The following is a 23307-nucleotide window of genomic DNA, read 5'->3' as shown; positions in this document are numbered from 1 at the left end:
ACTGGTGACCGCAGGCACGCCGCTGCTGCTGCCACCCGACCTGCGTGCGCGCCTGCGTGCGCTGCGCCTGCGGCCACGCCTGGCCAGCGGTGCGAGCGGCATCGGCCAGCATGCCAGCCGCAGCCGCGGCGCCGGCCTGGAATTCGCCCAGTACCGCGCCTACGAGCCCGGTGACGAACTGCGCCAGATCGACTGGAAGCTGTATGCGCGCTCGGACCGCTTCTTCGTGCGCGAATCCGAGCGCGAAAGCCCGATCACCGTCTGGCTGCTGCTCGATGCCACGGCCTCGGCGGGCCAGTCCGACCATACAGCGCCCGGACGCAGCCGCCTGGATCACATGCGGCAGCTGGCTGCCTGCGTGGTCGAGCTGACGCTGCAGCAGGGTGATCGCTTCGGCCTGCTGGCGATCAATGGCGAAGGCCTGCAGCTGGTGCCGGCCGCGCATGGCGCGCGCCAGCGCGACCGCGTGCATCTGCAGCTGCATGCCCTGCAGGCGCGCGGCGCATGGCCGGCCGCAGAGCGGCTGCGACCGCTGTGGGAGCGCGTGCGCCCCGGCGATCTGCTGCTGGCCATCGGCGATGGCTTCGACGACGCGGGCATCGTGCTGCTGGAGCAGCTGGCCAGCGCCCGCCGCGAGGTGATGCTGCTGCAGGTGCTGACGGCCGACGAGCGCGATTTCCCCTTCGACGCAGGCCATCGTTTCCGCGATCCGGAAACGGGCGATGAACTTCTCGGCGATGGCGCCGCGATCCGCGCCGACTACCTGCAGCGCTTCACCCAGGCGCGCGCCGCGCTGCAGTCGCGCCTGCAGGCCAGTGGCATCGCCTGCGCGACCGGTTGGCTGGATCAGCCGCTGGACAAGCCTCTGCAGGCGCTGTTCGGCCGCAGGGGCGGCGCATGAGCCTGCTGTTCCCGCTGGGCCTGGCGGCGCTGGCCGCATGGCTGCTGCCACTGCTGATCCACCTCGCCCGCCGTCATCCCTACATGCCACTGGATTTCGCTGCGCTGCGCTGGCTGCGCGCCCAGGTACGACCGCGCCAGCGCATCCGCTTCGATGATTGGCCGCTGTTGCTGGTGCGCCTGCTGTTGCTGGCCGCACTGGCCCTGCTGCTGGCGCGCCCGGCGCTGACCGGTCCTGCGCCCGTGCCAGCAGCGTGGACGGTGGTGGCACCGGGCCTGGACGCGACCGCGCTGCGCGGCAGCACCGATGCGCGCAACTGGCATTGGCTGGCGCCGGGCTTCCCCACCATCGACCAGCCCGCGCCGGCAGACGCTGCTGCCCTGCCCAGCCTGCTGCGCGAGCTGGACGCGCAGTTGCCGGCCGTCACTGCGCTGACCGTTCACGTACCCGACCCCTTGCCCGGCCTTGACGGTGCCCGCCTGCAGCTGTCGCGCGAGGTGCAGTGGCAGCCACACGCGCTGGCCGTCACCGCGCCGCCACACGCTTCCCCGGCACCACGCCTGCGTACGCGCAGCGATGCACCGGCCGCTGCGCTGCAATGGCTGGGCGCGTTGCAGCGCGCGTGGAGCACGCAACCATTGGCGGCCCCCCTGGCCGACGACGCGTTGCCTGCCCGCGGCGAGATCGGCGTATGGACCGCCACCGATGCGCTGCCTGGCACCTGGCAGCGCTGGCTGCAGCAGGGCGGCACGGTGCTGACCGCTGCGAAACCGCCAGCGGGTGCACCCGTACTGCTGCGCGATGCAGACAATGCACCGCTGCTGTGGCAGCAGCGCATCGGCCAAGGCCGCCTGCTGCATCTGCCCGGCGAATGGAACGTGGCCCGCAACAGTGCACTGCGCGATGACGGCCTGCCGCGCGACCTGCTGCAGGCCCTGCAACCGCCATCAACGCCGCAGCTGGGTGATGCGCAGGACCAGACACCACGCCAGGCGGCCCTGCCCGCCGCAACGCCGCCCCTGCGCGAACCCACCGCCTGGCTGCTGCTGGTGATCGTGCTGCTGTTCGCGCTTGAGCGCTGGATGGCGAGCAGCGCGCGACGCAGGGCTGCACCATGAAGGCGCTGCAACAGGCATGGCAGCGCGCACGTCGGCGCCGCGCGGCGATCACCCTGCTGCTGGGCCTGCCGTGGGCGCTGGCGTCAGCGGCACTCGCGCTGCGCGTGTCCGGATTCGATATCGCCTGCGTCGTGGCGACCGTGGCCCTGCTGATCATTGCGGCCGCCGCGACGATGCGCGCCCGGCAGCTGGACCGACGCTGGTTGCAGCGCAGGCTCGATGCCAGTGGCGCCAGCGAAGACAGCGCCGATCTGCTGTTTGCCGATGGCGCTGCGCTCAACCCACTGCAGCAGCGCCAGCGCACGCACGTGCTGGCTGCGCTTGAACACAACCTCCCCGAGCTGCGACCACGCTGGCCACGCAGGGCAGTGGCGCTGTGCTGGATTGGCGGCATCGCCGTCGCTGTGCTGGCACTGGGCTGGCCGCACAGCGACGCACCGCGCCCAACGGCGCCTGCCTCGCCGCAAAGCAGCGCCAAGGCCGGTCCATTGCGCCTGCAGTCCACTCGACTGCGCATCGACGCACCGGCCTACACCGGCCAACCCACGCGTACGCAGAACGCACTCGACGCCAAGGTCGCCGCCGACAGTCGCCTGTCCTGGTCACTGCGCTTCGACCGTGCACCCAGCAACGCCTGGCTGCAGTTCCACGACGGTCGACGCCTGCCGTTGCGCGAGCGCAATGGTGAATGGCAGGCGCAGGACGTAGCGCGTACCCCGGTGCTGTATCGCGTGGTCAGCGAACCGGCGCTGGCCGACACCCGCCTGCATCGGCTCGACGTGGTCGCCGACCGTGCGCCGACGGTGCGCGTGATCGAGCCTGCCACCAGCCTGGTGCTGGGCACCCCCGGGCAACGGCAGTGGACGCTGCGCTTCGAGGCCAGCGACGATCATGGCGTCTCCGCGCGGGCGACGCTGTCGATCACCATCACCCAGGGCAGCGGCGAGAACATCACCTTCGTACGCCGCAGCGTGACGCTCAGCGGCAGCGGCGAGGTGAAGGCACGGCGCTTTGCCCATACCCTTGATCTGGCCGCGCTGGGCGCACAGCCCGGCAACGATGTGATCGCCCAGCTGGAAGTGCGCGACAACCACGCGCCGGCAGCACAAATCGGCCGCAGCAGCAGCGTGATCCTGCGCCTGCCCAGCGCCGAGGCCGTGCTCGGTGCCGAACTGGAAGGCCGCATCAAGAAGACCCTGCCCGCGTACTTCCGCAGCCAGCGGCAGATCATCATCGACGCCGAGGCGTTGATCCGCGAACGCCGGAGCGTAGCCGCCGATACCTTCGTCAAGCGCAGCGATGCGATCGGCGTCGACCAGCGCATCCTGCGCCTGCGCTACGGCCAGTTCCTGGGCGAAGAAAGCGAGGGCGCGCCGAAGCCACCGCCGACCAGCGACCTGCCCACCAGCGATACGCCGGCGGCAGACGCACACGATGACGATCATGAGCACGGTCACGGCGCCGAGGCCGGCGCACACGACGAGCACGGCCACGACCACGGTGGCGCAGCCAGCGGCAATGACACGCCACCGGTGTTCGGCAGCGCCACCGACGTGCTGTCCGAGTACGGGCATACCCACGACCACGCCGAGGCGGCGACGCTGCTTGACCCGCAGACACGCGCCACCTTGAAAGCCGCGCTGGACCAGATGTGGTCGGCCGAAGGCGAGCTGCGCCAGGGCCGCCCCGAGCAGGCCCTGCCGTTTGCCTACAAGGCGCTGGCGTTCATCAAGCAGGTGCAGCAGGCCGAGCGCATCTATCTGGCGCGCGTCGGCCCGGAGCTGCCGCCGATCGACGAGAGCCGGCGCCTGAGCGGCGACCGTGCCGGGCTGGCCAGCCGCGACCTGCCGCTGGCCGCGCGCACGCCGCCCGATCCGGCCGTCGTCGAGGCCTGGCAGCGATTGGGCGACGAGGACGGCACGCCCGATCTGGACATGCTGGCCGCCTGGCAGCAGCGCAACATCGCCTTCCTGCCCGATGCACTGGACCTGGCTGCCGCCATCGAACAACTACGCATCGATCCCGGCTGCACCGAGTGCCGGCAGCGCCTGCGCGCGCAGCTGTGGCGCGCACTGCAGCGGCCACTGCCGCAGGTGATGCGACGCCGTGCGGCCGATGCCATGGGGCAGCGCTACCTCGACGCGCTGGACGCACAGCCATGAGCACATCGGCATTGAACGTGTGGGTCGCAGTGGCGCTGGCGCTGATCGTGCTGGTCGCCAGTGCGCGCCAGCTGCGTTCGCCCACGCAGAGGCGCGGCCGTCTTATCGCCGTGCTCACGCTGCAGGCGGCCGCCGCTGCGCTGCTGTACGTCTGCCTGCTGCCGCCCTCACAGCGCGCTTCCCTGGCCGGCCTGGTGGTGATCGGCGCCGGGGCCGACAAGACGGGTGCACTGCCCACCGGCGACACCCGGGTGCTGCTGCCGGAAGCAACCGATATGGCCGGTGCAGCGCGCGTGCCGGACCTCGCCACCGCACTGCGCCGCTATCCGTCCTCCACGGTGACACTGATCGGTGCGGGCCTGGCCGCGCGTGACCGCGATGCCGTGCTGCCCGCCGACACGCGCTGGCAGGCACCCCCTGCAGCCAACGGGTGGATCGCCCTGCAGCCGCCCGTGGACACCGCTCCCGGTGCGCGCTTCGATGTGCACGCACAGGCACGTGGGGTAGACCGCGCGCAGGCCGAACTGCTGGACCCGGCCGGTGCGGTGGTCGATCGTGCACCGCTGGCGGCGGACGGCCATGTGCAGCTCAGCGGCATCGCCCGCGCCGAAGGCCGCAGCGTGTTCCAGCTGCGCCTGCTGGATGCGCAGGGCCATGTCGCCGACAGTGTGCCGGTGCCGCAGCAGACACTGGCCGCCGCTCCGCTGCGCGTGCTGGTGCGCTCGGCTGCCCCCGGCGCCGAACTGAAGTACCTGCGCCGCTGGGCCACCGATGCCGGCATCCGCGTGCAGGTGCAGGCCGAGACCGGCGCAGGCCTCAGCCTGGGCGACGGCAACGTGGCGTTGGACGCGTCCACGCTGGCGCGCAGCGATCTGCTGCTGCTCGACGAACGCAGCCTGGCCGCGCTCGGTGCCGCTCAGCTGGCGGCCGTGCGCCAGGCCCTGCGCGATGGCCTGGGCCTGCTGGTGCGCAGTACCGGCGCGCCATCAGCCAGCGCACGGCAACGCCTGCGCGATCTCGGCCTGCCCGTGCAGGGCGATGCCAGCAGCCAGGTTGCGGCGATGCCCGGCGAGGGTGACGCAACGATGCTGCAGGCACGTCGCGGGCCGCTTGCCGCCGGCACCCTGCCCACCGCCGATGGCGAAGACGCCGACCGCGCGTCGCACGCCGCGCCGTTGCCGGCGCTGGAATATCTGGCGCTGCAGGCAGCCGACAGCCGCCCCCTGCTGCAGGATCGCGACGGCAAGCCCATCGGTGGGTGGCGCGCCGTCGGCAAGGGGCGCATCGGGCTGCTGCCGATCACTGACAGCTGGCGCTGGGTACTGGCCGGTCGCGAGGATCGCCACGGCGAGTTGTGGAGCACGGCGTTCGCCACCCTCGCACGCGCGCAGGTGGGGACCGAAGGTCCATGGTCGACACAGGCACTGGCCTGGGCCGGCGAACGGCAGTCGCTGTGCGGCGTGCAGGCACCTCTGCGGGCCTTCGACGCACGCGGCGATGGCGTGCCACTGATCGTGGACAGCACCACCGGCACAGCACGATGCGCGGGCTGGTGGCCGCGCCAGGCCGGTTGGCAGCGCCTGCAGCACGGCGACCGCACCCAGTGGCGCTATGTGTTCGATCCGAAGCAGGCCCCTGCCCTGCACCGGCAGGCGATGATGGATGCCACCGCGCAGCGGCTGGCCACTGCGGCGCCGGCAACCGCGCAGGCGAGCCAGCGCGTGCCGGGACCGCGCTGGCCGTGGTGGCTGGCATTCGTGCTGTGCGCATCGCTGCTGTGGTGGCTGGAGCGCCGGCGCTGATCCGGGGGTTGATCCCGGGGTCGGATCCCTTTCGCCTGCGAAAGGGCTCTGACCACACCGATTGGATCGCGAACACCATCCACGCATGGCGTGGATCTACTGATGCCGTGCAGGGTAGATGCCGCCTTGGTTGGCGCCGGGCCGTCCGCGCGTTTCATCCACGGATGGCGTGGATCTACTTGCGCCGATACACACCGTTGAAGCGCACGTTCATGCCGCCGCACTCGCTGTTGTCGGCCACGATCAGCACATCGCCCAGCAGCTGCGCGTGCACCGTGCAGGTGTCCTCCACGAAGTCGACCTGGGCACCACGCGGTACTGCCTGCGCGCTTACCGCGCCGATGTTCGGGCCGCCTGGGCGTTCTGCCGGCGTCGGGTTGGCCGAGGGCCAGTAGGCATCGCCTTCCACGTGCAGCTGGCCGTCACGCACGCGGATGCGCAGGCCGTTGTCACTGTCCTTCCAGTCTCCCGACCAGGCCTGCAGCGTCGGCGCGGGTACCGGCACCACCTGCAGCTTGCTGCGATCCACCCAGCCTGCGCTGCCACCCACCTTGTTCGGGAAGAACGCGCAGCGGTAGCGACCAAGATCACGCCCGGTCACCACCGTATCGCCACTCACCACGTAGCTGCGCTGGCGGCAGGCGGGTTCGCCCTTGGCCGGGCAGCCGTCCATGTCGCCCAGCAGGTACAGGCGCGGCGTGCCCACCACCTTGGCCAGGGCAAAGCCCGATTGTTCCGAAGGGAACGCGCCATTGCGGCACGAACCGCCATCGGTCAGGTCGCTGGCGAACGCGGCAAGCGGGCTCAGCGTTGCAAGCAGGAACAGGGTACGCAGCAGCATCCAGGCAGCCTCGAAGGGAAGGCCCGCAGGATAACGCCTACTTCTCCGGCGGTGCGCCGCAACCATCCTGCTGGGCGCAGAACTGCAGCGCGCGCCGTTGCTGCTCGGCGCTCAGTTCCGGTGGCGGCCGCGCGATGGCCGACTGGATCTGGTCCGGGCCGCCGGTGATCTTGTTCAGGCCCTTGGCCGCAGCCATCACGCCCTTGACCACGCCCATCATGATGTAACCGCCGCCCATGCTGACCTGCTCGGGCGAGGGCGGCTCACTCCAGTCGCGGCTGAAGCGGTTGTTCTCCGCGCGCATCGGGTTCTTGAAGCGGTACAGGTCCAGCGGCTGGTCGTCTTCGGGTTTGAGCGCGCGCACTTCGCCCAGCGTGGTGACGTTCCCCTGCGCAGGCGGCACGACCACGGGCGCGTCATCAGCAGCGGGCGGCACGGCAGGCGCCGGTACGGGATCAGGCGTGGGCACGGGTACGGCCGCCGGCGTCGTCTGCTGCGCGTGCGCGATGCCCGCCAGCAGCATGCCGGCCAGAAGTGCTCCCTGCGTTGCCCGTTTTGCCACAGCCATACCCTTGCCTGTTGCGTCCAGGTGTCGAGGATACGGGTGCGGGCTTCAGATTTCGTTGGACGTGGCAAAGGCGTTCAGCGCACAGCGCCCGGCACTGAATGATTCACTCCATCCCATCGCTGTGTCTCACATCCTGAGACGTGAATGTGGTGCCATGTGACCCCTCGAAAAATGTCCCGGCTCCATCTTCCATGGCCTACGAACTCGCCAAGCGCACCGCCGATGCGGAGCAGCAGCTCGCCACCCGCGATGGCCTGCCCGCGCGCGATGGCGCACTGCTCAGTGCACGCCTGCAGCGCCGCTACCAGGATCGCATCACCGGCAGCTTCGCCATTCCCGGCCGCGAAGGCCGCTATGCGCCTATTCCTGATTCCGTGCCACCGGCCCTGACTGCGGCACTGAAGGCACGCGGCATCGAGCAGCTCTACAGCCACCAGGCCGAGGCATGGGAGGCCAGCCAGCGTGGCGACCACGTCGCCATCGTTACCCCCACCGCCAGCGGCAAGTCGCTGTGCTACACCCTGCCGGTGGTCAGCGCCGCCATGCAGGACAAGGCCAAGGCGCTGTACCTGTTCCCCACCAAGGCACTGGCCCAGGACCAGGTGGCCGAACTGCTGGAGCTCAACCGCGCCGGCGACCTCGGGGTGAAGGCCTTCACCTTCGACGGCGACACCCCCGGCGACGCGCGGCAGGCGATCCGCCTGCATGGCGACATCGTGGTCTCCAACCCGGACATGCTGCACCAGGCGATCCTGCCGCATCACACCAAGTGGGCGCAGTTCTTCGAGAACCTGCGCTACATCGTCATCGACGAAGTACACACCTATCGCGGCGTGTTCGGCAGCCATGTCACCAACGTGCTGCGCCGGCTCAAGCGCATCTGCGCGTTCTACGGGGTGCAACCGCAGTTCATCCTGTGCTCGGCCACCATCGGCAACCCGCAGGCGCATGCCGAGGCGCTGATCGAAGCACCGGTCACCGCCATCACCGAATCCGGTGCACCCAGCGGGCCGAAGCAGGTGCTGCTGTGGAATCCGCCGGTGATCAACCCCGACCTGGGTCTGCGTGCCTCGGCGCGCTCGCAGAGCAACCGCATCGCCCGCATCGCGATCAAATCCGGGCTGAAGACGCTGGTGTTCGCGCAGACCCGGCTGATGGTGGAGGTGCTGACCAAGTACCTGAAGGACATCTTCGATCACGATCCGCGCAAGCCACCACGCATCCGCGCGTACCGCGGCGGCTACCTGCCCACCGAGCGCCGCGAGACCGAGCGTGCGATGCGTGCCGGCAACATCGACGGCATCGTCAGCACCTCGGCGCTGGAACTGGGCGTGGATATCGGCAGCCTGGACGTGGTGATCCTCAACGGTTACCCCGGCAGCGTGGCTGCCACCTGGCAGCGCTTCGGCCGCGCCGGACGCCGCCAGCAGCCCGCGCTCGGAGTGATGGTGGCCAGTTCGCAGCCACTGGACCAGTACGTGGTGCGCCATCCGGACTTCTTCGCCGAGGCGTCGCCGGAACACGCACGCATCGCGCCCGACCAGCCGTTGATCCTGTTCGATCACATCCGCTGCGCGGCATTCGAACTGCCGTTCCGGGTCGGCGATGGCTTCGGCCCGATCGATCCTGAGGTGTTCCTGGAAGCACTGGCCGAAACCGAGGTCATCCACCGCGAAGGCGAACGCTGGGAGTGGATCGCCGACAGCTATCCGGCCAACGCGGTCAGCCTGCGCGCGGTGGCCGATGGCAACTTCGTGGTGGTCGACCGCAGCGATGGCCGCCAGCAGATCATCGCCGAAGTGGACTACTCCGCTGCCGCGCTGACCCTGTACGAGGGCGCCATCCACATGGTGCAGTCCACGCCCTACCAGGTGGAAACGCTGGACTGGGAAGGCCGCAAGGCCTACGTCACCCGCACCCACGTGGACTACTACACCGACAGCATCGACTTCACCAAGCTCAAGGTGCTGGACCGTTTCGATGGCGGCGTGGCCGGCCGTGGTGATTCGCACCATGGCGAAGTGCACGTGGTGCGCCGCGTGGCCGGTTACAAGAAGATCCGGTACTACACCCACGAGAACATCGGCTACGGCCCGGTCAACCTGCCCGACCAGGAACTGCACACCACCGCGGTGTGGTGGCAGCTGCCGCAGGCGCTGCTGCTGCGCGCCTTCGCCAGCAAGCAGGATGCGCTGGATGGGTTCCTCGGCGCCGCCTATGCACTGCACATCGTAGCCACGGTGGCGGTGATGGCCGATGCGCGCGACCTGCAGAAGTCGGTGGGCAACGGCGATGGCACCTGGATCGCGATTGCCGACCAGAGCGGGCGCGGCCAGCTGCGGGGCAGCGATGGCGAGCCTGGCGCGGTGGAACTGCTGCAGGAATTCGTGCCGACCGTATACCTGTACGACAACTTCCCCGGTGGCGTCGGCCTGAGCGAGCCGCTGTGGCAGCGCCAGGCCGAGCTGGTGCAGCGCGCGCGCGAACTGGTACAGCGCTGCGACTGCAAGGCGGGTTGCCCTGCCTGCGTCGGCCCGGTGCTGGCCGCGCAGGAACAGGATGAAACCTCGCCGCGTGCGCTGGCGCTGCGCGTGCTCGACCTGTTCGATGCGCAGGCCTGCCAGCAGGTGGCCGATGTGGTGGTGAGCACGCGCGACCCGATGGAGCTGATCGCCCCGTGAGCCTGAGCCTGGACAAGCTGCGGCTGCTTCGCAAGCAGGCGGGTGACCCGAAAGCAGCCACGCCTGCCGCGCCGACGCAGCAGACGCCGCCGGCACTGATGGCCGCCAACGATGCGCGGCAGCCACCGGCCGAGCGTTCGGTGTTTGCCTGGGTGGAACAGGAGATCCGCCACAAGCCGACCGGCACCGCCACCACCACGCCTGCGCCGGCAACACTGCGACGGCCCGAGGTCGGCAGCCTGCATCGCCTGCTCGGCATGCGCTCGCGGGGTGGACCTGCGCCGGCACGCGCCAGCGCGCAGGATCGCCAACTGCCCGGCAACGAGATTGCGCCCGGCCTGTTCCTGATCGAGTCACTGCTGCCGCAGCCGATTCCCGCCATGCCGCTGTCGCTGGCCTTCGCCAAGCGCGAGGGTGAGCACGTGGCTGCGCGCGACCTGCTGTTCTTCGATACCGAGACCACCGGCCTGGCCGGCGGCACCGGCACCCGCGCCTTCATGATCGGCGCGGCCGACTGGCATGTGTGCCCGCAGCGTGGCGAAGGCCTGCGCATCCGCCAGCTGCTGATGTCGACGATGGCTGCCGAGGAGGAGATGCTGGCCGCTTTCGCCCGCTGGCTGCAGCCGCATACCGTGTTCTGCAGCTACAACGGCCGCAGCTACGACGCCCCTCTGCTGAAGACGCGCTATCGGCTGGCCCGCCGGGCCGATCCCATCACCGCGCTGGACCATGTCGACCTGCTGTATCCCACTCGCCGCCGTTACCGCGGTACGTGGGAGAACTGCAAGCTGTCCACCATCGAGCGGCAACTGCTGCGCGTGGTGCGCGAAGATGACCTGCCCGGCTCGGAAGCCCCCGCCGCATGGCTGCGTTACCTGCGTGGCGGTGATGCGGTGAATCTGCGCCGGGTGGCCGACCACAACCACCAGGACGTGGTGACCCTGGCCCTGCTGCTGCAGCGGTTGGTGCGGGAAGAGCAGCGCGAACGGGAGACCCTGGCGCTGGTAAGCGGATGAACGGAGAGGGCGGATCCAGGCCGCGTTGACATCACTGACACAGCGCTCGGCGACACTGCCGCTACTGAACACCACCCAGGAGTACTGCCATGCGTCGATCCCCCCTGTTGCTGCTTGCGGCCATCCTGCCGCTGGCCGCCTGCAGCCATGCCGGTGGCAACGCCTCCGCCGATGCCGGCAGCCTGCCAGCCAAGGTGTCCGATGGTCCGCAGGAGTGCCGCCCCGAGGCGCTGGACGCATTCACCGGCAAGACCGCCGACGAAGCGACGATCAAGAAGCTGGTGGCCGACAGTGGCGCGCGCAACGCACGCGTGGTCAAACCGGGGATGGCGGTGACCATGGACTTCCGCCAGGACCGGGTGACCGTGCAGGTGGACGCACAGAACCGTATCGAGCGCGCCAGCTGCGGTTGATGGGGTAGCGCCGGGCCCTGCCCGGCGGATTCCATTCGCATACGCGCCGCTGCGGGCGCCGGGCATGGCCCGGCGCTCCGCTCTGTCAGAGCCGCTCGGCCTTGCCGCTGGCCAGCGCACGCGCGATGACCTGCTCTGCCTGCTTCGCTGCCTGTGCCTGCAGCCGTGCCTGACGCTCACCCAACGCGGCCTGTTGACTGCCCAGTGCCGCCTGCTGGCTTCCCAGCGCGGCCTGCTGGCTGGCGAGTCGGCTCATCTCGCGGCTACGCTCGGACTGCAGCGCCCGGTTGCGGGCAACCTGTGATGCGCGCTGTGCTTCGGCCGCAGCCTTGCGTGCAATCGCCGCATCATCCACCGCGCCGCGTGTAGCCCGCGCCGCTTCGGCTGCCGCTTCGCGATTGATGTCGCGATCGTTGATCGCACTGCGTGCAGCCCGTGCGGCGGCGAGGGCGATTTCACGCGCCTCTTCGCCCTGCAGCCTGCCCAGCTCGCCCTGCTCGCGGCCGAGCTGGCCCTGCTGACGACCCAGCACACTCTGCTGGCGCCCCAGTTCACTCTGCTGGCGGCTCAGGTCGACGGCGCCGGCATAGGCACGCTGCAACGACTGGATCAGCATCGGATCGCGCACGACGTAGCGCTTGTCGCCCTGGCGGAACCACAGGGCGGGGCCGTCACCAAGCCGGCTGCGCGCCTGCATCACATCGTCCATGCCGGCATTGGCGAACGCCTGGCCGTGATCAACGAGGACGAAGGCCTGCTGCGGCGGCGTACCCAGATCCAGCTGGCCATGGGTGACGATGGTGGTCTGCGAGTGCGCATGGGTGCCTGCGTCCTGCTCCTCGTCTTCATTGACGTCGGCAGGTTCCTCAGGCTCGGCCGGTTCTGCCGGCTCGGCCCAGTCGGCCGGCTCTGCCGGTACCGCTGCGGCAGGCGGCGCTGCCGGTGCCGGGGGTGCTGCGGGCGACGGCGGCGGCGCTGGCACAGCGCGCGGCGGTGCCGGCGGTGCAGGCGGGACCGGCGCGGCCACCAGCCGCATCGGCGCCACACCCACGGCCAATACAACCAGCGTCAAGCCGACGGCCAGCAGGCGTGGGCACGCCCGGTGCGACTGCAGCGACAGCAGGCGGCGCTTGAGGCTGGTGGTGCTGGGCGCTGCGCTGGCCACGCCGAGGTGTGGCTGCGGCGCCACACCCAGCTGCAGCAGCAACCGGCCATAGGCGTGGCGGCTGGCACCGTGCTGGCCGACCACCGCCGCATCCACGGCTTCCTCGCGGGCCTGGGCGTATTCGCGCACGGCCAGGCGCAGCAGCGGATGGAAGAAGAACAGGTGCTGGGCCAAGGCAGGCAGCAGCCCCCACTGCAGGTCACGACGCTGCAGGTGTTGCAGCTCGTGGGTCAGCGCCAGGTCCAGCGCATCGCCCTGCAGCGCGTTCATTCCCGCCGGCAGCAGCAGCACCGGACGGAACGGCCCGACCAGCTGCGGCGCGTCCACCTGGTCGCTCATCCACAGGCGCGGCGCGCGGCGCAGGCCGTGCGCATCCGAGGCCAGCTGCAGCGCCTGCACCAGCGCCTGGTCCTCGCACGGATACGACGCCGCCAGCAGCGCACGGCAACGGCGCCATTCGCCGAAGGTCCGCAACGCCATCAGCAGTACACCGGACATCCACAGCGCGGCCAGGGCCAACGCCCACCAGGCCACCGGGGTGCTGCCGACATCACCCATCGGCGTGTTCGCCAGCAGGTGCGCCGATGCCTCCGGTGCCATCGTATATATCGCGTCCGCCGCAAGATCCACGGTCGTCACTGCCACCGCATCGGGTGCGGGCAACCAGGCCAGCTGCAGCGGTTGGCTCCACAACAGACCGACCACCGCCTGCAGCGACACCAGCCACCACAACCGGCAACGGGTGGCCGCCGACAGTGCCGGCAGCGCGCGGCACAGCAGGTACACCAGCGCCACCAGCAGCACGGTCTGCAGGCTGGTCCAACCCAGCCGTTCCAGCATCGGAATCAACATCGAGGTATCCATGGCTCAGTCCTCCTGGCGACGCGATTGCAGTTCGGCCACCAGCGCTTCCAGTTCGGCCAGTTCGTTGTCGCTGACCTTCTGCCGCTGCGACAGGTACGCCACGAATGGCGACACCGAGCCCTGCAGCGTGTTGTCGACGAACTGGGCAACGGCGCCCTGCAGCACGCTCTCCGGGCCACGGGTGGGCTGGTAACGGTAGACACCCTGCTGCTGCCTGCGCTGCAGGTAACCCTTGGCGCGCAGGCGCTCCATCATCGTCAACACCGTGGACCGGGCCAGTCCGCGCGGTTCGCCATAGCCGCTGGCGACCTCGCCGACGCTGGCCGGTGCCTGCTCATCCACATACTGCAGCAGGGCCAGTTCCTGGTCCCCGATGGTCTTGCCACGCATGACAACACTCCCTTGACTACACGTGTCGCTACTGTTGCCATGACGACACCTGTAGTCAACCCCCCGGAAGTCATGGGCCGACGAACGGTAGGGCGCGCAGCCGGCTTAAACCTTTTACGCCGGGCGCGCATCCGACCCATGGCCTGTCGCCTGCGGCGGCCGTCACCGCCGCCGATCTTTCCGCCCTCCGGGAACCCGCATGCCTCGCCAGACGCTACGAACCCTGCTCATGATCATCAGCCTGCTGCCCTTCGCCGCCGTCTCCGCCAACCAGGACCAGGCCAACGACCAGACCCGTCGTTTCATCCGCCAGACCATGCAGGAACAGCGCATCCCGGGCCTGCAGATCGCGGTGGTCAAGGATGGCCAGGTGGTGCTGTCGGAAACCTATGGGCTGGCCAACGTCGAGAACGGCGTGGTCGCCACCCGCAGCACCCGGTTCCCGCTCAACTCGGCCACCAAATCCTTCACCGGCGTCGCTCTGGCGCAGCTGGCACAGGACGGGCGGGTGGATCTGGACGCGCCCATCGCGCGCTATCTCGACGACCTGCCCGAAAGCTGGCGGGCGGTGCGGGTGCGCCAGCTGCTCGCCCACACTTCCGGCCTGCCCGACATCCTCGATGCAGAGGGATTGCTGGGTGGGGGTTCGGAACAGGACGCATGGCAGGCGGTCCGCGCGCTGCCGGCAGAGGCCAGGGCCGGCGAGCGCTTCCAGTACAACCAGACCAACTACCTGCTGCTGGCGAGGATCATCGCGCGGCAATCCGGCATGCCCTACGAACGCTTCCTGGCCACCGGCCAGTTCTCCACCGCGCGCATGGCACGCACCACGTTCGGCGACAGCTACGACCTGATCCCGGATGTGGCGACGATGTACAGCTACCTGCCACGCGCCACCGATGCAAAGGATGCGCCGCCGCGCCTGTCGCACTGGTTCTACGACATGCCGCCCGGCCTGTGGGCCGGCGGCGGCATCCTCACCACGGCCGATGACACCGCGCGCTGGTTGGTTGCATTGCAGGAGGGACGCCTGCTGGAGCAGCGCGCGGTGCAGCAGATGTGGACGGCCGAACGCCTCAATGATGGCAGTGCCGGCGACTGGGCCGCAGGCTGGCCGGTGTTCAACACCGCACCCGACCTGCAGGTGGGTGGCATGGGCGGCGCGCGCTCGGCCTTCATCGTCTACCCAGAGCGCGAGCTCGCCGTTGTCGTGCTGACCAATCTGGTCGGCGCCAATCCGCAGCAGTTCATACCGCGCATCGCCGGTTTCTACACTGCCGCGCCCAAGGGCGTTGCCGCCGCGCGCTAACCGCGCGGCCCGCCCATCACCGGCAGGATCACCCCGCTGATGTAGCTGGCGCAGGCCGGTGAGGCCAGGAACACATAGGCCGGCGACAGCTCTTCGGGCTGTGCCGGCCGCCCCATGTCACTGTCCTTGCCGAACTCGGCCACGTCCTTGGCCTGCTTGTCGGCCGGGTTCAACGGCGTCCACACCGGACCCGGCGCCACGCAGTTGACCCGGATGCCACGTGGCAGCAACTGGCTGGCCAGCGCCTTGGTGAACGCATGGATCGCCCCCTTGGTAGCCGAGTAATCGATCAGTGCCTTGCTGCCGAACAGGCCGGTTTCCGAGCCGGTGTTGATGATGCTGGCGCCCTCGCCCAGGTGTGGCAGCACTGCACGTGCCATCTGGATGTAACCGCCGATGTTGGTCTGCAGGGTTTCCTGCAGGTGCGCATCTTCCAGGTCTTCCAGGCGCTCGCAGTGCAGCTGGAACGCCGCGTTGTTGACCAGGATGTCGATGCCACCAAACGCCTTGGCCACCTGTTTGACTGCCTTGTTGCAGAAGCGCGGGTCGCGCACGTCGCCGGCGATCACCACGCAGCGGCCGCCCTCTTTTTCCACGTGCTGACGCGTCAACTCGGCGTCCTTGGCTTCATCCAGATGCAGCACGGCAACGTCGGCGCCTTCGCGGGCGAACAGTACCGCCACCGCACGGCCGATGCCGGAATCACCACCGGTGACGATGGCTCGCATCCCTTGCAGCTTGCCGCTGCCGACGTAATCCGGCGCGAGGAAGCGCGGCGCCAGTTCCAGTGCGTGCTCATGGCCGGGCTTGGCCAGATGCTGCGCCGGCATCTTCTCCGGCTGATGCCGCGGGCCAGCCTGGGTGGTGGTCTTCTTGGTCGCCTTTTTTGCCGCCTTCTTCGCTACGCGTACATCCTTCGCCTTTTCCTGGTCCTGCAGGCGCCGCTGCCGCGCTGCGACACGCGCCGCGCGTGGATCGGAAGCGGCGGCCTTGCGGGTGGCGGTCTTCACCACGCGCGGGCGATCGGACGTGGTGGCTTCGGCGGCGGCGGGCGCTGCCTGGGTGCCTTTGCGTACCTTCGGCGATGCCTTGCGGCGGGCGGGGGTCTTCTTGGTGGTGGCCATGCAGGTCTCCTCGGGAGGATGGGGGTTGCCGGCCAGCGGCCGGCACTACCGGGGCGCGTGCGCCGCAGTACCGGGGGCGGCGTGCGCCGCTCGTGCAGTGTCTCCACGCAGGCTGTTGGCGGCAGTGAGCGCACTGTGTCCATCGCGTGCACGGCATTCATTCCGCCACCACGCGTGTCGTCGCACCCTGCAGGCCACAACACGAGGAACGTCCCCCATGAAACATGCCATTGCCACCGCCGCCGTCTGCTTCGCTCTCGCCGCCTGCAGCAGCAGCCCAGTCGCCCAGGTCCAGCCGATCGATGGGGTGATTTCAGGCCAGTGCCACACCGACAAGGTGCGCGGCGCAGTCGGCCTGGCCGCTTCGGGCATGACCATCGAACGTGCGCGCGTGGACAGCGACAGCCTGCACGTGCAGGTAACCCGCGGCAGCCGCGAGCGCAGCGGCAACACCGCCAGCGGCGCTGCCGATCCGGCCGCTGGCGCAGCCACGGAAGGTGGGGATCGCCTGACCATCGAAACCGGCCGCACCAACAACATCACCGCCATCTACTGCGGCTGACCTGCCTTGCGGCTGAGCCGCCGGGCCCGGCGCAGCACCTTCAGTGTCGCCTGCTCCCACTGCCGCGGGCCGCGCAGGCCCGCCAGTGCGGTCAGTTCGCCGCGTTCCCAACCGGCGAACACGCAGGGATCGATGTAGGCCTTGCGGCATACCGCTGGCGTATTGCCCAAGCGCGCAGCCACCTGGCACACCACCTCGCGTTGCGCCTTGGCCAGCGCGCGTTGGCTGGCCGGCTCGGGCAGCTCGGTGGCGGCGAAGGCCTGCACCGCCGCCATCGTGCCGCCCCAGGTGCGGAAGTCCTTGGCGGTGAAGTCCTCGCCCATCACCTCGCGCAGGTAGTCGTTCACCGCGCCCGAATCCACCGGCTGCACCTCGCCCGCGTCATCGCGGTACTGGAACAGGGCCTGACCCGGCAGCTGCTGCACGCTGCGCACCAGCGCGCCCAGCCGACGGTCACCGACCACCACCTCCTGCAACTGCCCGGACTTACCCCGGAAGCGCATGCGCACCCGGCCACCCCGAAGCAGGTCCAAGTGACGGTTGCGCAACGTTGTCAGGCCGTACGACTTGTTCTCCTGCGCATAGGTTTCATTGCCCACCCGCACCAGCGTGTCGGCCAGCAGCGCGACCACAACCGCCAGCACCTTCTCGCGCGGGAAACCGCTGCGCTTGAGGTCGCGGCCCAGGCGCCGCCGCAGCGCCGGCAACGCCTGGCCGAAGGCGATGGTGCGGTCGAACTTGCCGGCGTCGCGAACGGCCGCCCAGTCGGCGTGGTAGCGGTACTGCTTGCGCCCACGCGCGTCGCGGCCGGTGGCCTGCAGGTGGCCATCGGCGCGGGCACAGATCCACACGGCGGTATAGGCCGGTGGAATGGCCAGCGCGCGGATGCGCTGCAGGGTGGCGGCATCGCGCACGGCATGACCATCGGCATCGCGATAGGAAAAACCCTTGCCGGCGCGGACGCGGCTGAAACCGGGCTGGGTGTCATCGACGTAGCGCAGGCCGGCGGCGCGCGCGGCCTGGCGTTCGGGTGTGGGGGTCGCTGGCATGCCTGCAGTCTGCCGATCGGCGCGGCGTGGCCACGTCAATAACGCAAGACAAACACGTGAGGGCGGGTTCGCCGCTATGCTCGGCCTTTCACCGTCCCTTCCATTCCGGAGTCATGATGTCGTTCCCGATCCGCGCCCGTTCCCTCTCCGCCCTGCTGCTGCCGGCCGTGCTGGCCCTGACCGCCTGCCAGGCGCCGTCGCTGGATGAGCAGGATTCGGCCACCGCCCACGCACAGCAGGCCGCCGAGGCCGCCAAGGCGCCGGCCGACGAAGCCGGCAAGGCCACCGAAGCACCGCCGGTCGGCAACTGCGATGCCAGCCAGGTGCAGAGCCTGGTCGGCCAGCCCTACACCGAAGCGCTCGGCAAGCAGGCCCAGGAAGATGCCGCGGCCAAGCAGCTGCGCGTGCTGCACCCCAATGACGTCACCACGATGGAGTTCCTGGGCGACCGCCTGAACATCGAAGTGGACGCAAAGGACGTGGTAAGCGGCGTCCGCTGCGGCTGAGGAACCCCGCGCCGGCAAGCGTTTGCCGGCGCTTTGGTTGCGCCTGCAACCGTGTATTGCGGCGTTGCAGCAACCTGTGATCTAGTCGAGGCATCCGGTGGCCTCATGATGCGCTCCAGGAAGAGCACGGCGTGTGCGTCAGGGTGAGTGTGAAGGCACTTGGCGTGCGGCCAGACAAGGCGCGCGCCGCCGCGCAGGCGAGTGCCTGCGCAAGGTGAGCAACGCCGTATGGGCGTGCGCCAAGCGGCTTCCCGACGGGCCGCGCCATGCGCGGCACACTCCACCATGACGTACAGGGCGTGCTCTACAGAGCGGGCAGGAGTGTCCCCGTTCATTTCAATCTGCATCGAGGTAGAGATGGCCCCCCGCAACCGCCAAGGGCTTTACGACCCGCGCTCCGAGCGCGATGCCTGTGGATTTGGCATGGTCGCCCAGCTCGACGACCAGCCTTCGCGCCTGCTGGTGGATACCGCCATCGCTGCGCTCTCGCGCATGACCCACCGTGGTGGTGTCGCCGCCGATGGGCTCACCGGCGATGGCTGTGGCCTGCTGCTGCGCCGCCCCGATGCCTTCCTGAAACTGCTGGCCAGTGAAGCCGGCATCGCCGTCGGCGCGCGCTTCACTGCGGGCCTGGTGTTCCTGCCGCACGATGCCGATGCCGCGCAGGCCTGCCGCACGCAGCTGCAGCAGCAGATCGAAGCGGTGGGCTGCAAGGTGGCCGGCTGGCGCGAGGTACCGACCGACGACAGCGTCTGCGGACAACTGGCACGCGACACCCTGCCGCGCATCGAGCAGGTGTTCGTCGATGCCGGCGTCGGCCAGGATGACGCCGGCTTCGGCCTGGCCCTGTTCCTGGCCCGCCGCCGCAGCGAACAGCAGCTGCGCGCGCACGCCGACTACTACGTCACCACGCTCAGCCCCAACGCCATCAGCTACAAGGGCATGGTGCTGCCGGACAAGCTCAGCCGCTTCTTCCCGGACCTGCAGCGGCGCGAACTGGCCTCCAGCGCCATCGTGTTCCACCAGCGCTTCTCCACCAATACGCTGCCGCGCTGGCCGCTGGCGCACCCGTTCCGGATGCTCGCCCACAACGGCGAGATCAACACCATCGAAGGCAACCGGCGCTGGGCACAGGCGCGCAGCAAGGTGTGGAAGACGCCCCGTTTCGACATCGGCGAGTTCGACCCGGTCATCTCCATGCACGGCTCCGATTCGCAGAGCCTGGACAACATGCTGGAACTGATGGTGTCCGCCGGCATGGAGCTGATCCAGGCCCTGCGCATCCTGGTGCCGCCGGCAACGCAGTCGCTGGAATTCAAGGACCCGGACCTGGCTGCGTTCTACGAGTTCCACGGCCTCAACAGCGAACCGTGGGACGGCCCGGCCGGCATCGTCGCCTGCGACAGCCGCTACGCGGTGTGCACCCTCGACCGCAACGGCTTGCGCCCGGCGCGCTGGATGCTGACCGCCGATCGTCACTTCCTGGTCGCCTCCGAAGCAGGCGTCTGGGAAGTACCGACCGAGCGCGTGGTGCGCAAGGGCAAGCTCGGCCCGGGCGAGATGATCGCCATCGACCTCAAGCGCGGTGACCTGCTCGATTCGGAGGCCATCGACCGCATCAACCGCGGCCGTGCACCGTACAAGCAGTGGCTGCAGCAGGGCGTCACCTACCTGCAGACCGAACTGATCGACCCGTCGCTGGTGGAAGAGCCGTTCGACGAAAGCACCCTGCGCAGCTACCACAAGCTGTACCAGCTCAGCAGCGAGGAAGTGGAACAGGTGCTGCGGCCGCTGGCCGAGACCGAGCAGGAAGCCACCGGCTCGATGGGCGATGACACGCCGATGGCCGTGCTCAGCCAGCGCAGCCGTCCGCTGTACGACTACTTCCGCCAGGCCTTCGCGCAGGTCACCAACCCGCCGATCGACCCGCTGCGCGAAGACTGCGCGATGTCGCTGTCCACCCAGCTCGGCAAGGAGACCAACATCTTCCATGCCGGCCCGGAGACGGTGAACCACGTCATCCTCAACTCGCCGGTGCTGAGCCAGCGCAAGCTGCGCCAGCTGCTGAAGATGGACCAGTACGTGCAGGCCAACCGCCTGCTCGACCTGTCCTACAGCGAAGAGGAAGGCCTGCGTGCCGGCATCGAACGCATCTGCGTCGAAGCCGAACAGGCTGCGCGCGACGGCATGGTGATGCTGCTGCTGTCCGACCGCTACCCGGTGGCCGGGCGGCCGATGGTGCATGCGCTGCTGGCCACCAGCGCCATCCACCACCACCTGTCACGGCTGGGCCTGCGCTGCGACGTCAACCTGATCGTGGAAACCGGCACCGCGCGCGACGCGCACCACATGGCCTGCCTGCTCGGCTTCGGTGCCACGGCGGTGTATCCGTACCTGGCCTACCAGACCCTGTTCGACCTCGGCCGACGCGGCATCCTCAAGCTCAGCAAGGGCGGTGAGCAGTCGCAGATCGGCCGCCGCTACCGCAAGGGCATCTACAAGGGCCTGTCCAAGATCATCTCGAAGATGGGCATCTGTACCGTGGCCAGCTACCGCGGTGCGCAGCTGTTCGAGATCATCGGCCTGGAGCCGGAGGTCGTGGACCTGTGCTTCCCCGATACCGCGTCGCGCATCGGTGGCGCCGGCTTCGCGCGCCTGGATGCCGACGCGCGCGAACTGTGCGCGCAGGCCTGGGACGCCCAGCAGGGCGTGGATGTCGGCGGCCTGCTGAAGTACGTGCACGGCGGCGAGTACCACATGTACAACCCGGACGTGGTAACCACCCTGCAGCGCGCAGCGCGCAGCGGTGACCCGCGTGCGTGGCAGCAGTACTGCGATGCCGTGCATGCGCGCCCGCCGTCGGCGCTGCGCGATCTGCTGCAGCTGGTGCCGGCGGCAACGCCGACACCGCTGGACGAAGTGGCACCCGCCAGCGATCTGTTCCCGCGTTTCGATACCGCCGCGATCAGCCTCGGTGCGCTCTCTCCCGAGGCGCATGAAGCGCTGGCCATTGCGATGAACCGCCTCGGCGGCCGCAGCAATTCCGGCGAAGGTGGCGAAGACCCGGCGCGCTATGGCACCGACAAGCGCAGCAAGATCAAGCAGGTGGCCTCGGGCCGCTTCGGCGTCACCGCCGAATACCTGGTCAACGCCGAAGTGCTGCAGATCAAGGTTGCGCAGGGCGCCAAGCCCGGCGAAGGCGGCCAGCTGCCCGGGCACAAGGTCAATGAACTGATCGCACGCCTGCGCTATGCCAGGCCGGGCATCGGCCTGATCTCGCCGCCGCCGCACCACGACATCTACTCCATCGAAGACCTGGCGCAGCTGATCTACGACCTCAAGCAGGTCAACCCGACCGCGCTGGTGTCGGTGAAGCTGGTCAGCCATGCCGGCGTCGGCACGATCGCGGCGGGCGTGGTCAAGGCCGGTGCTGACCTGATCACCATTTCCGGCCATGACGGCGGTACCGGTGCTTCCCCGGTCAGCTCGATCCGCTACGCCGGCGTGCCGTGGGAACTGGGCATCGCCGAGGCGCACCAGGCGCTGGTGGCCAACGACCTGCGTGGGCGCACCCTGCTGCAGACCGATGGCGGCCTGAAGACCGGCCTGGACGTGGTCAAGGCAGCGCTGCTGGGTGCGGACAGCTTCGGCTTCGGCACCGCGCCGATGATCGTGCTGGGCTGCAAGTACCTGCGCATCTGCCACCTCAACAACTGCGCCACCGGCGTCGCCACCCAGGACGAGCGCCTGCGCGAGAACCACTTCACCGGCCAGCCCGAGCGCGTGGAGAACTTCTTCCGCCTGCTGGCCGAGGAAGTACGCGGCTGGCTGTCGGTGCTGGGCGCACGTTCGCTGCAGGAAATCGTCGGCCGCACCGACCTGCTGCGCCAGCTTGAGGTCTCGCCGCGCGAGGACGTGCGCGTGGACCTGTCGCGGCTGCTGGCCGACGCCAGTTACCCGGGCAGCCACTGCGCCGCACAGCGCCTGTATGAATCTCCGGACAGCCTGGCCACGCAGATGGACGGCCTGCTGGCCGAGGCCATCGAACACAAGCGCGGTGGCGAGCATCGCTTCCTGATCCACAACACCGACCGCAGCATCGGCACCCGCCTGGCCGGCGCCGTGGCGCGCGCGCACGGCAACCAGGGCATGGCCGAATCGCCGCTGGAACTGCGCTTCCGCGGCAGCGCCGGGCAGAGCTTCGGCGCCTTCAACGTCGGCGGCCTGCACCTGGAAGTGGAGGGTGAAGCCAACGACTACGTCGGCAAGGGCATGGCCGGTGGCCGCCTGGTGGTGCGTCCGCCGCGTGGCGCACGCTTCGAGGCACGCAGCACCGCCATCATCGGCAACACCTGCCTGTATGGCGCAACCGGTGGCGAGCTGTTCGCCGCTGGCCGTGCCGGTGAACGATTCGCCGTGCGCAACTCCGGCGCACTGGCGGTAGTGGAAGGCGCAGGCGACCACTGCTGCGAGTACATGACCGACGGCGTGGTGCTGGTGCTGGGCAAGGTCGGCCTGAACTTCGGTGCCGGCTTCACCGGTGGCCTGGCCTACGTGCTGGACGTGGACCGCGATTTCGTCGACCGCTACAACCACGAGCTGATCGACATCCATCGCGTCTCCGCCGAAGGGTTCGAGAACTACCGCCAGCATCTGCACCGCCTGATCGGCCGTCATCGCGAATTGACCGGCAGCATCTGGGCGCAGCAGATCATGGACGAGTTCCGCGATTACATCGGCAAGTTCTGGCTGGTCAAACCCAAGGCCGCCAGCATCGAGTCGCTGACCGAAACCCTGCGCCGCGCGGCGTGACACACCGCACGTGACGGATGCGCC

General features: G+C 69.3%; 17 protein-coding genes. 11 read left to right on the top strand and 6 right to left on the bottom strand.

The features are described from left to right. Positions 1–4: 4 nt before the first annotated feature. The 4 genes from J2X70_RS04715 to J2X70_RS04700 are packed head-to-tail and all read left to right on the top strand — an operon-like array spanning position 5 to position 5983. The gene (locus J2X70_RS04715; RefSeq protein WP_309909192.1) at positions 5–901 is read left to right on the top strand and encodes a DUF58 domain-containing protein; all 897 of its coding nucleotides are present in this window, start codon (positions 5–7) and stop codon (positions 899–901) included. Beyond that, a complete protein-coding gene (locus J2X70_RS04710; RefSeq protein WP_059063126.1) occupies positions 898–2019 on the top strand; it encodes a BatA domain-containing protein in 1122 nt (373 codons plus the stop codon). Before J2X70_RS04715 ends, J2X70_RS04710 begins: the two co-directional genes overlap by 4 nt. After that, a complete protein-coding gene (locus tag J2X70_RS04705; protein ID WP_059063124.1) occupies positions 2016–4181 on the top strand; it encodes a hypothetical protein in 2166 nt (721 codons plus the stop codon). The genes J2X70_RS04710 and J2X70_RS04705 overlap by 4 nt, the downstream gene beginning before the upstream one ends. After that, positions 4178–5983: a hypothetical protein gene (locus J2X70_RS04700; RefSeq protein ID WP_309909190.1), complete on the top strand. Its 1806-nt coding sequence runs from the start codon at positions 4178–4180 to the stop codon at positions 5981–5983. Before J2X70_RS04705 ends, J2X70_RS04700 begins: the two co-directional genes overlap by 4 nt. A 175-nt stretch (positions 5984–6158) precedes the next feature. Here J2X70_RS04700 and J2X70_RS04695 read toward each other — a convergent pair whose 3' ends face one another. Together J2X70_RS04695 and J2X70_RS04690 are read right to left on the bottom strand one after the other, a co-directional pair. Next, the gene (locus J2X70_RS04695) at positions 6159–6824 is read right to left on the bottom strand and encodes a hypothetical protein (protein WP_025876024.1); all 666 of its coding nucleotides are present in this window, start codon (positions 6822–6824) and stop codon (positions 6159–6161) included. Positions 6825–6861: 37 nt separating this feature from the next. Next, positions 6862–7392: a hypothetical protein gene (locus tag J2X70_RS04690; RefSeq protein ID WP_059063117.1), complete on the bottom strand. Its 531-nt coding sequence runs from the start codon at positions 7390–7392 to the stop codon at positions 6862–6864. 191 nt (positions 7393–7583) lie between these two features. Between J2X70_RS04690 and J2X70_RS04685 the strand changes: the two genes are divergently transcribed. From J2X70_RS04685 to J2X70_RS04675, 3 genes are all read left to right on the top strand, one after another. After that, positions 7584–10073 (top strand): DEAD/DEAH box helicase, encoded by a 2490-nt coding sequence (locus J2X70_RS04685; protein WP_025876028.1) that lies wholly within the window; start codon positions 7584–7586, stop codon positions 10071–10073. Beyond that, the gene (locus J2X70_RS04680; protein ID WP_223483148.1) at positions 10070–11089 is read left to right on the top strand and encodes a ribonuclease H-like domain-containing protein; all 1020 of its coding nucleotides are present in this window, start codon (positions 10070–10072) and stop codon (positions 11087–11089) included. Before J2X70_RS04685 ends, J2X70_RS04680 begins: the two co-directional genes overlap by 4 nt. Before the next feature lie 89 nt (positions 11090–11178). After that, positions 11179–11502 (top strand): I78 family peptidase inhibitor, encoded by a 324-nt coding sequence (locus J2X70_RS04675; RefSeq protein ID WP_025876032.1) that lies wholly within the window; start codon positions 11179–11181, stop codon positions 11500–11502. A gap of 85 nt (positions 11503–11587) precedes the next feature. Here J2X70_RS04675 and J2X70_RS04670 read toward each other — a convergent pair whose 3' ends face one another. Together J2X70_RS04670 and J2X70_RS04665 are read right to left on the bottom strand one after the other, a co-directional pair. After that, positions 11588–13531, bottom strand: coding sequence for a M56 family metallopeptidase (locus tag J2X70_RS04670; RefSeq protein ID WP_309909186.1), 1944 nt, complete (start codon positions 13529–13531; stop codon positions 11588–11590). A gap of 3 nt (positions 13532–13534) precedes the next feature. Then, positions 13535–13921 (bottom strand): BlaI/MecI/CopY family transcriptional regulator, encoded by a 387-nt coding sequence (locus tag J2X70_RS04665; RefSeq protein ID WP_025876036.1) that lies wholly within the window; start codon positions 13919–13921, stop codon positions 13535–13537. Between the two features lie 229 nt (positions 13922–14150). Between J2X70_RS04665 and J2X70_RS04660 the strand changes: the two genes are divergently transcribed. Continuing rightward, on the top strand, positions 14151–15230 hold the full coding sequence (locus J2X70_RS04660; protein ID WP_309909184.1) for a serine hydrolase domain-containing protein: 1080 nt from the start codon (positions 14151–14153) through the stop codon (positions 15228–15230). Here the strand turns inward: J2X70_RS04660 and J2X70_RS04655 are convergent. Next, positions 15227–16354 (bottom strand): SDR family oxidoreductase, encoded by a 1128-nt coding sequence (locus J2X70_RS04655; protein ID WP_059063108.1) that lies wholly within the window; start codon positions 16352–16354, stop codon positions 15227–15229. The two genes, J2X70_RS04660 and J2X70_RS04655, sit on opposite strands and share 4 nt — an antisense overlap. 217 nt (positions 16355–16571) lie before the next feature. Between J2X70_RS04655 and J2X70_RS04650 the strand changes: the two genes are divergently transcribed. Next, positions 16572–16916 carry a hypothetical protein gene (locus J2X70_RS04650; protein ID WP_025876040.1) on the top strand — a complete coding sequence of 115 codons (345 nt, stop codon included), beginning with the start codon at positions 16572–16574 and terminating at the stop codon, positions 16914–16916. Here the strand turns inward: J2X70_RS04650 and J2X70_RS04645 are convergent. Next, positions 16904–17965 carry a DNA topoisomerase IB gene (locus tag J2X70_RS04645; protein WP_032978407.1) on the bottom strand — a complete coding sequence of 354 codons (1062 nt, stop codon included), beginning with the start codon at positions 17963–17965 and terminating at the stop codon, positions 16904–16906. The genes J2X70_RS04650 and J2X70_RS04645 overlap by 13 nt on opposite strands. Before the next feature lie 116 nt (positions 17966–18081). On the opposite strand from J2X70_RS04645, the gene J2X70_RS04640 reads away from it, so the two are divergent. Together J2X70_RS04640 and gltB are read left to right on the top strand one after the other, a co-directional pair. Then, positions 18082–18471 (top strand): I78 family peptidase inhibitor, encoded by a 390-nt coding sequence (locus J2X70_RS04640; protein WP_025876043.1) that lies wholly within the window; start codon positions 18082–18084, stop codon positions 18469–18471. 357 nt (positions 18472–18828) lie between these two features. Next, on the top strand, positions 18829–23283 hold the full coding sequence (gene gltB, locus J2X70_RS04635; RefSeq protein ID WP_025876046.1) for a glutamate synthase large subunit: 4455 nt from the start codon (positions 18829–18831) through the stop codon (positions 23281–23283). Positions 23284–23307: the final 24 nt, after the last annotated feature.

Origin of the sequence: Stenotrophomonas sp. 1337 (assembly GCF_031455455.1) — a bacterium.
Lineage (GTDB): Bacteria > Pseudomonadota > Gammaproteobacteria > Xanthomonadales > Xanthomonadaceae > Stenotrophomonas > Stenotrophomonas indicatrix.
Note: the sequence above shows the minus strand (reverse complement) of the source record. Positions and strands in the feature narration are given on the sequence as shown.

Bases quoted from the DNA above. Each gene is read 5' to 3' on its own strand.
- J2X70_RS04700 (WP_309909190.1), top strand. From the start codon at position 4,178: ATGAGCACATCGGCATTGAACGTGTGGGTCGCAGTGGCGCTGGCGCTG.
- J2X70_RS04705 (WP_059063124.1), top strand. From the start codon at position 2,016: ATGAAGGCGCTGCAACAGGCATGGCAGCGCGCACGTCGGCGCCGCGCG.
- J2X70_RS04690 (WP_059063117.1), bottom strand. From the start codon at position 7,392: ATGGCTGTGGCAAAACGGGCAACGCAGGGAGCACTTCTGGCCGGCATG.
- J2X70_RS04650 (WP_025876040.1), top strand. From the start codon at position 16,572: ATGAAACATGCCATTGCCACCGCCGCCGTCTGCTTCGCTCTCGCCGCC.
- J2X70_RS04685 (WP_025876028.1), top strand. From the start codon at position 7,584: ATGGCCTACGAACTCGCCAAGCGCACCGCCGATGCGGAGCAGCAGCTC.
- J2X70_RS04655 (WP_059063108.1), bottom strand. From the start codon at position 16,354: ATGGCCACCACCAAGAAGACCCCCGCCCGCCGCAAGGCATCGCCGAAG.
- J2X70_RS04645 (WP_032978407.1), bottom strand. From the start codon at position 17,965: ATGCCAGCGACCCCCACACCCGAACGCCAGGCCGCGCGCGCCGCCGGC.
- J2X70_RS04710 (WP_059063126.1), top strand. From the start codon at position 898: ATGAGCCTGCTGTTCCCGCTGGGCCTGGCGGCGCTGGCCGCATGGCTG.
- J2X70_RS04665 (WP_025876036.1), bottom strand. From the start codon at position 13,921: ATGCGTGGCAAGACCATCGGGGACCAGGAACTGGCCCTGCTGCAGTAT.
- J2X70_RS04695 (WP_025876024.1), bottom strand. From the start codon at position 6,824: ATGCTGCTGCGTACCCTGTTCCTGCTTGCAACGCTGAGCCCGCTTGCC.
- J2X70_RS04670 (WP_309909186.1), bottom strand. From the start codon at position 13,531: ATGGATACCTCGATGTTGATTCCGATGCTGGAACGGCTGGGTTGGACC.
- gltB (WP_025876046.1), top strand. From the start codon at position 18,829: ATGGCCCCCCGCAACCGCCAAGGGCTTTACGACCCGCGCTCCGAGCGC.
- J2X70_RS04660 (WP_309909184.1), top strand. From the start codon at position 14,151: ATGATCATCAGCCTGCTGCCCTTCGCCGCCGTCTCCGCCAACCAGGAC.
- J2X70_RS04640 (WP_025876043.1), top strand. From the start codon at position 18,082: ATGTCGTTCCCGATCCGCGCCCGTTCCCTCTCCGCCCTGCTGCTGCCG.
- J2X70_RS04675 (WP_025876032.1), top strand. From the start codon at position 11,179: ATGCGTCGATCCCCCCTGTTGCTGCTTGCGGCCATCCTGCCGCTGGCC.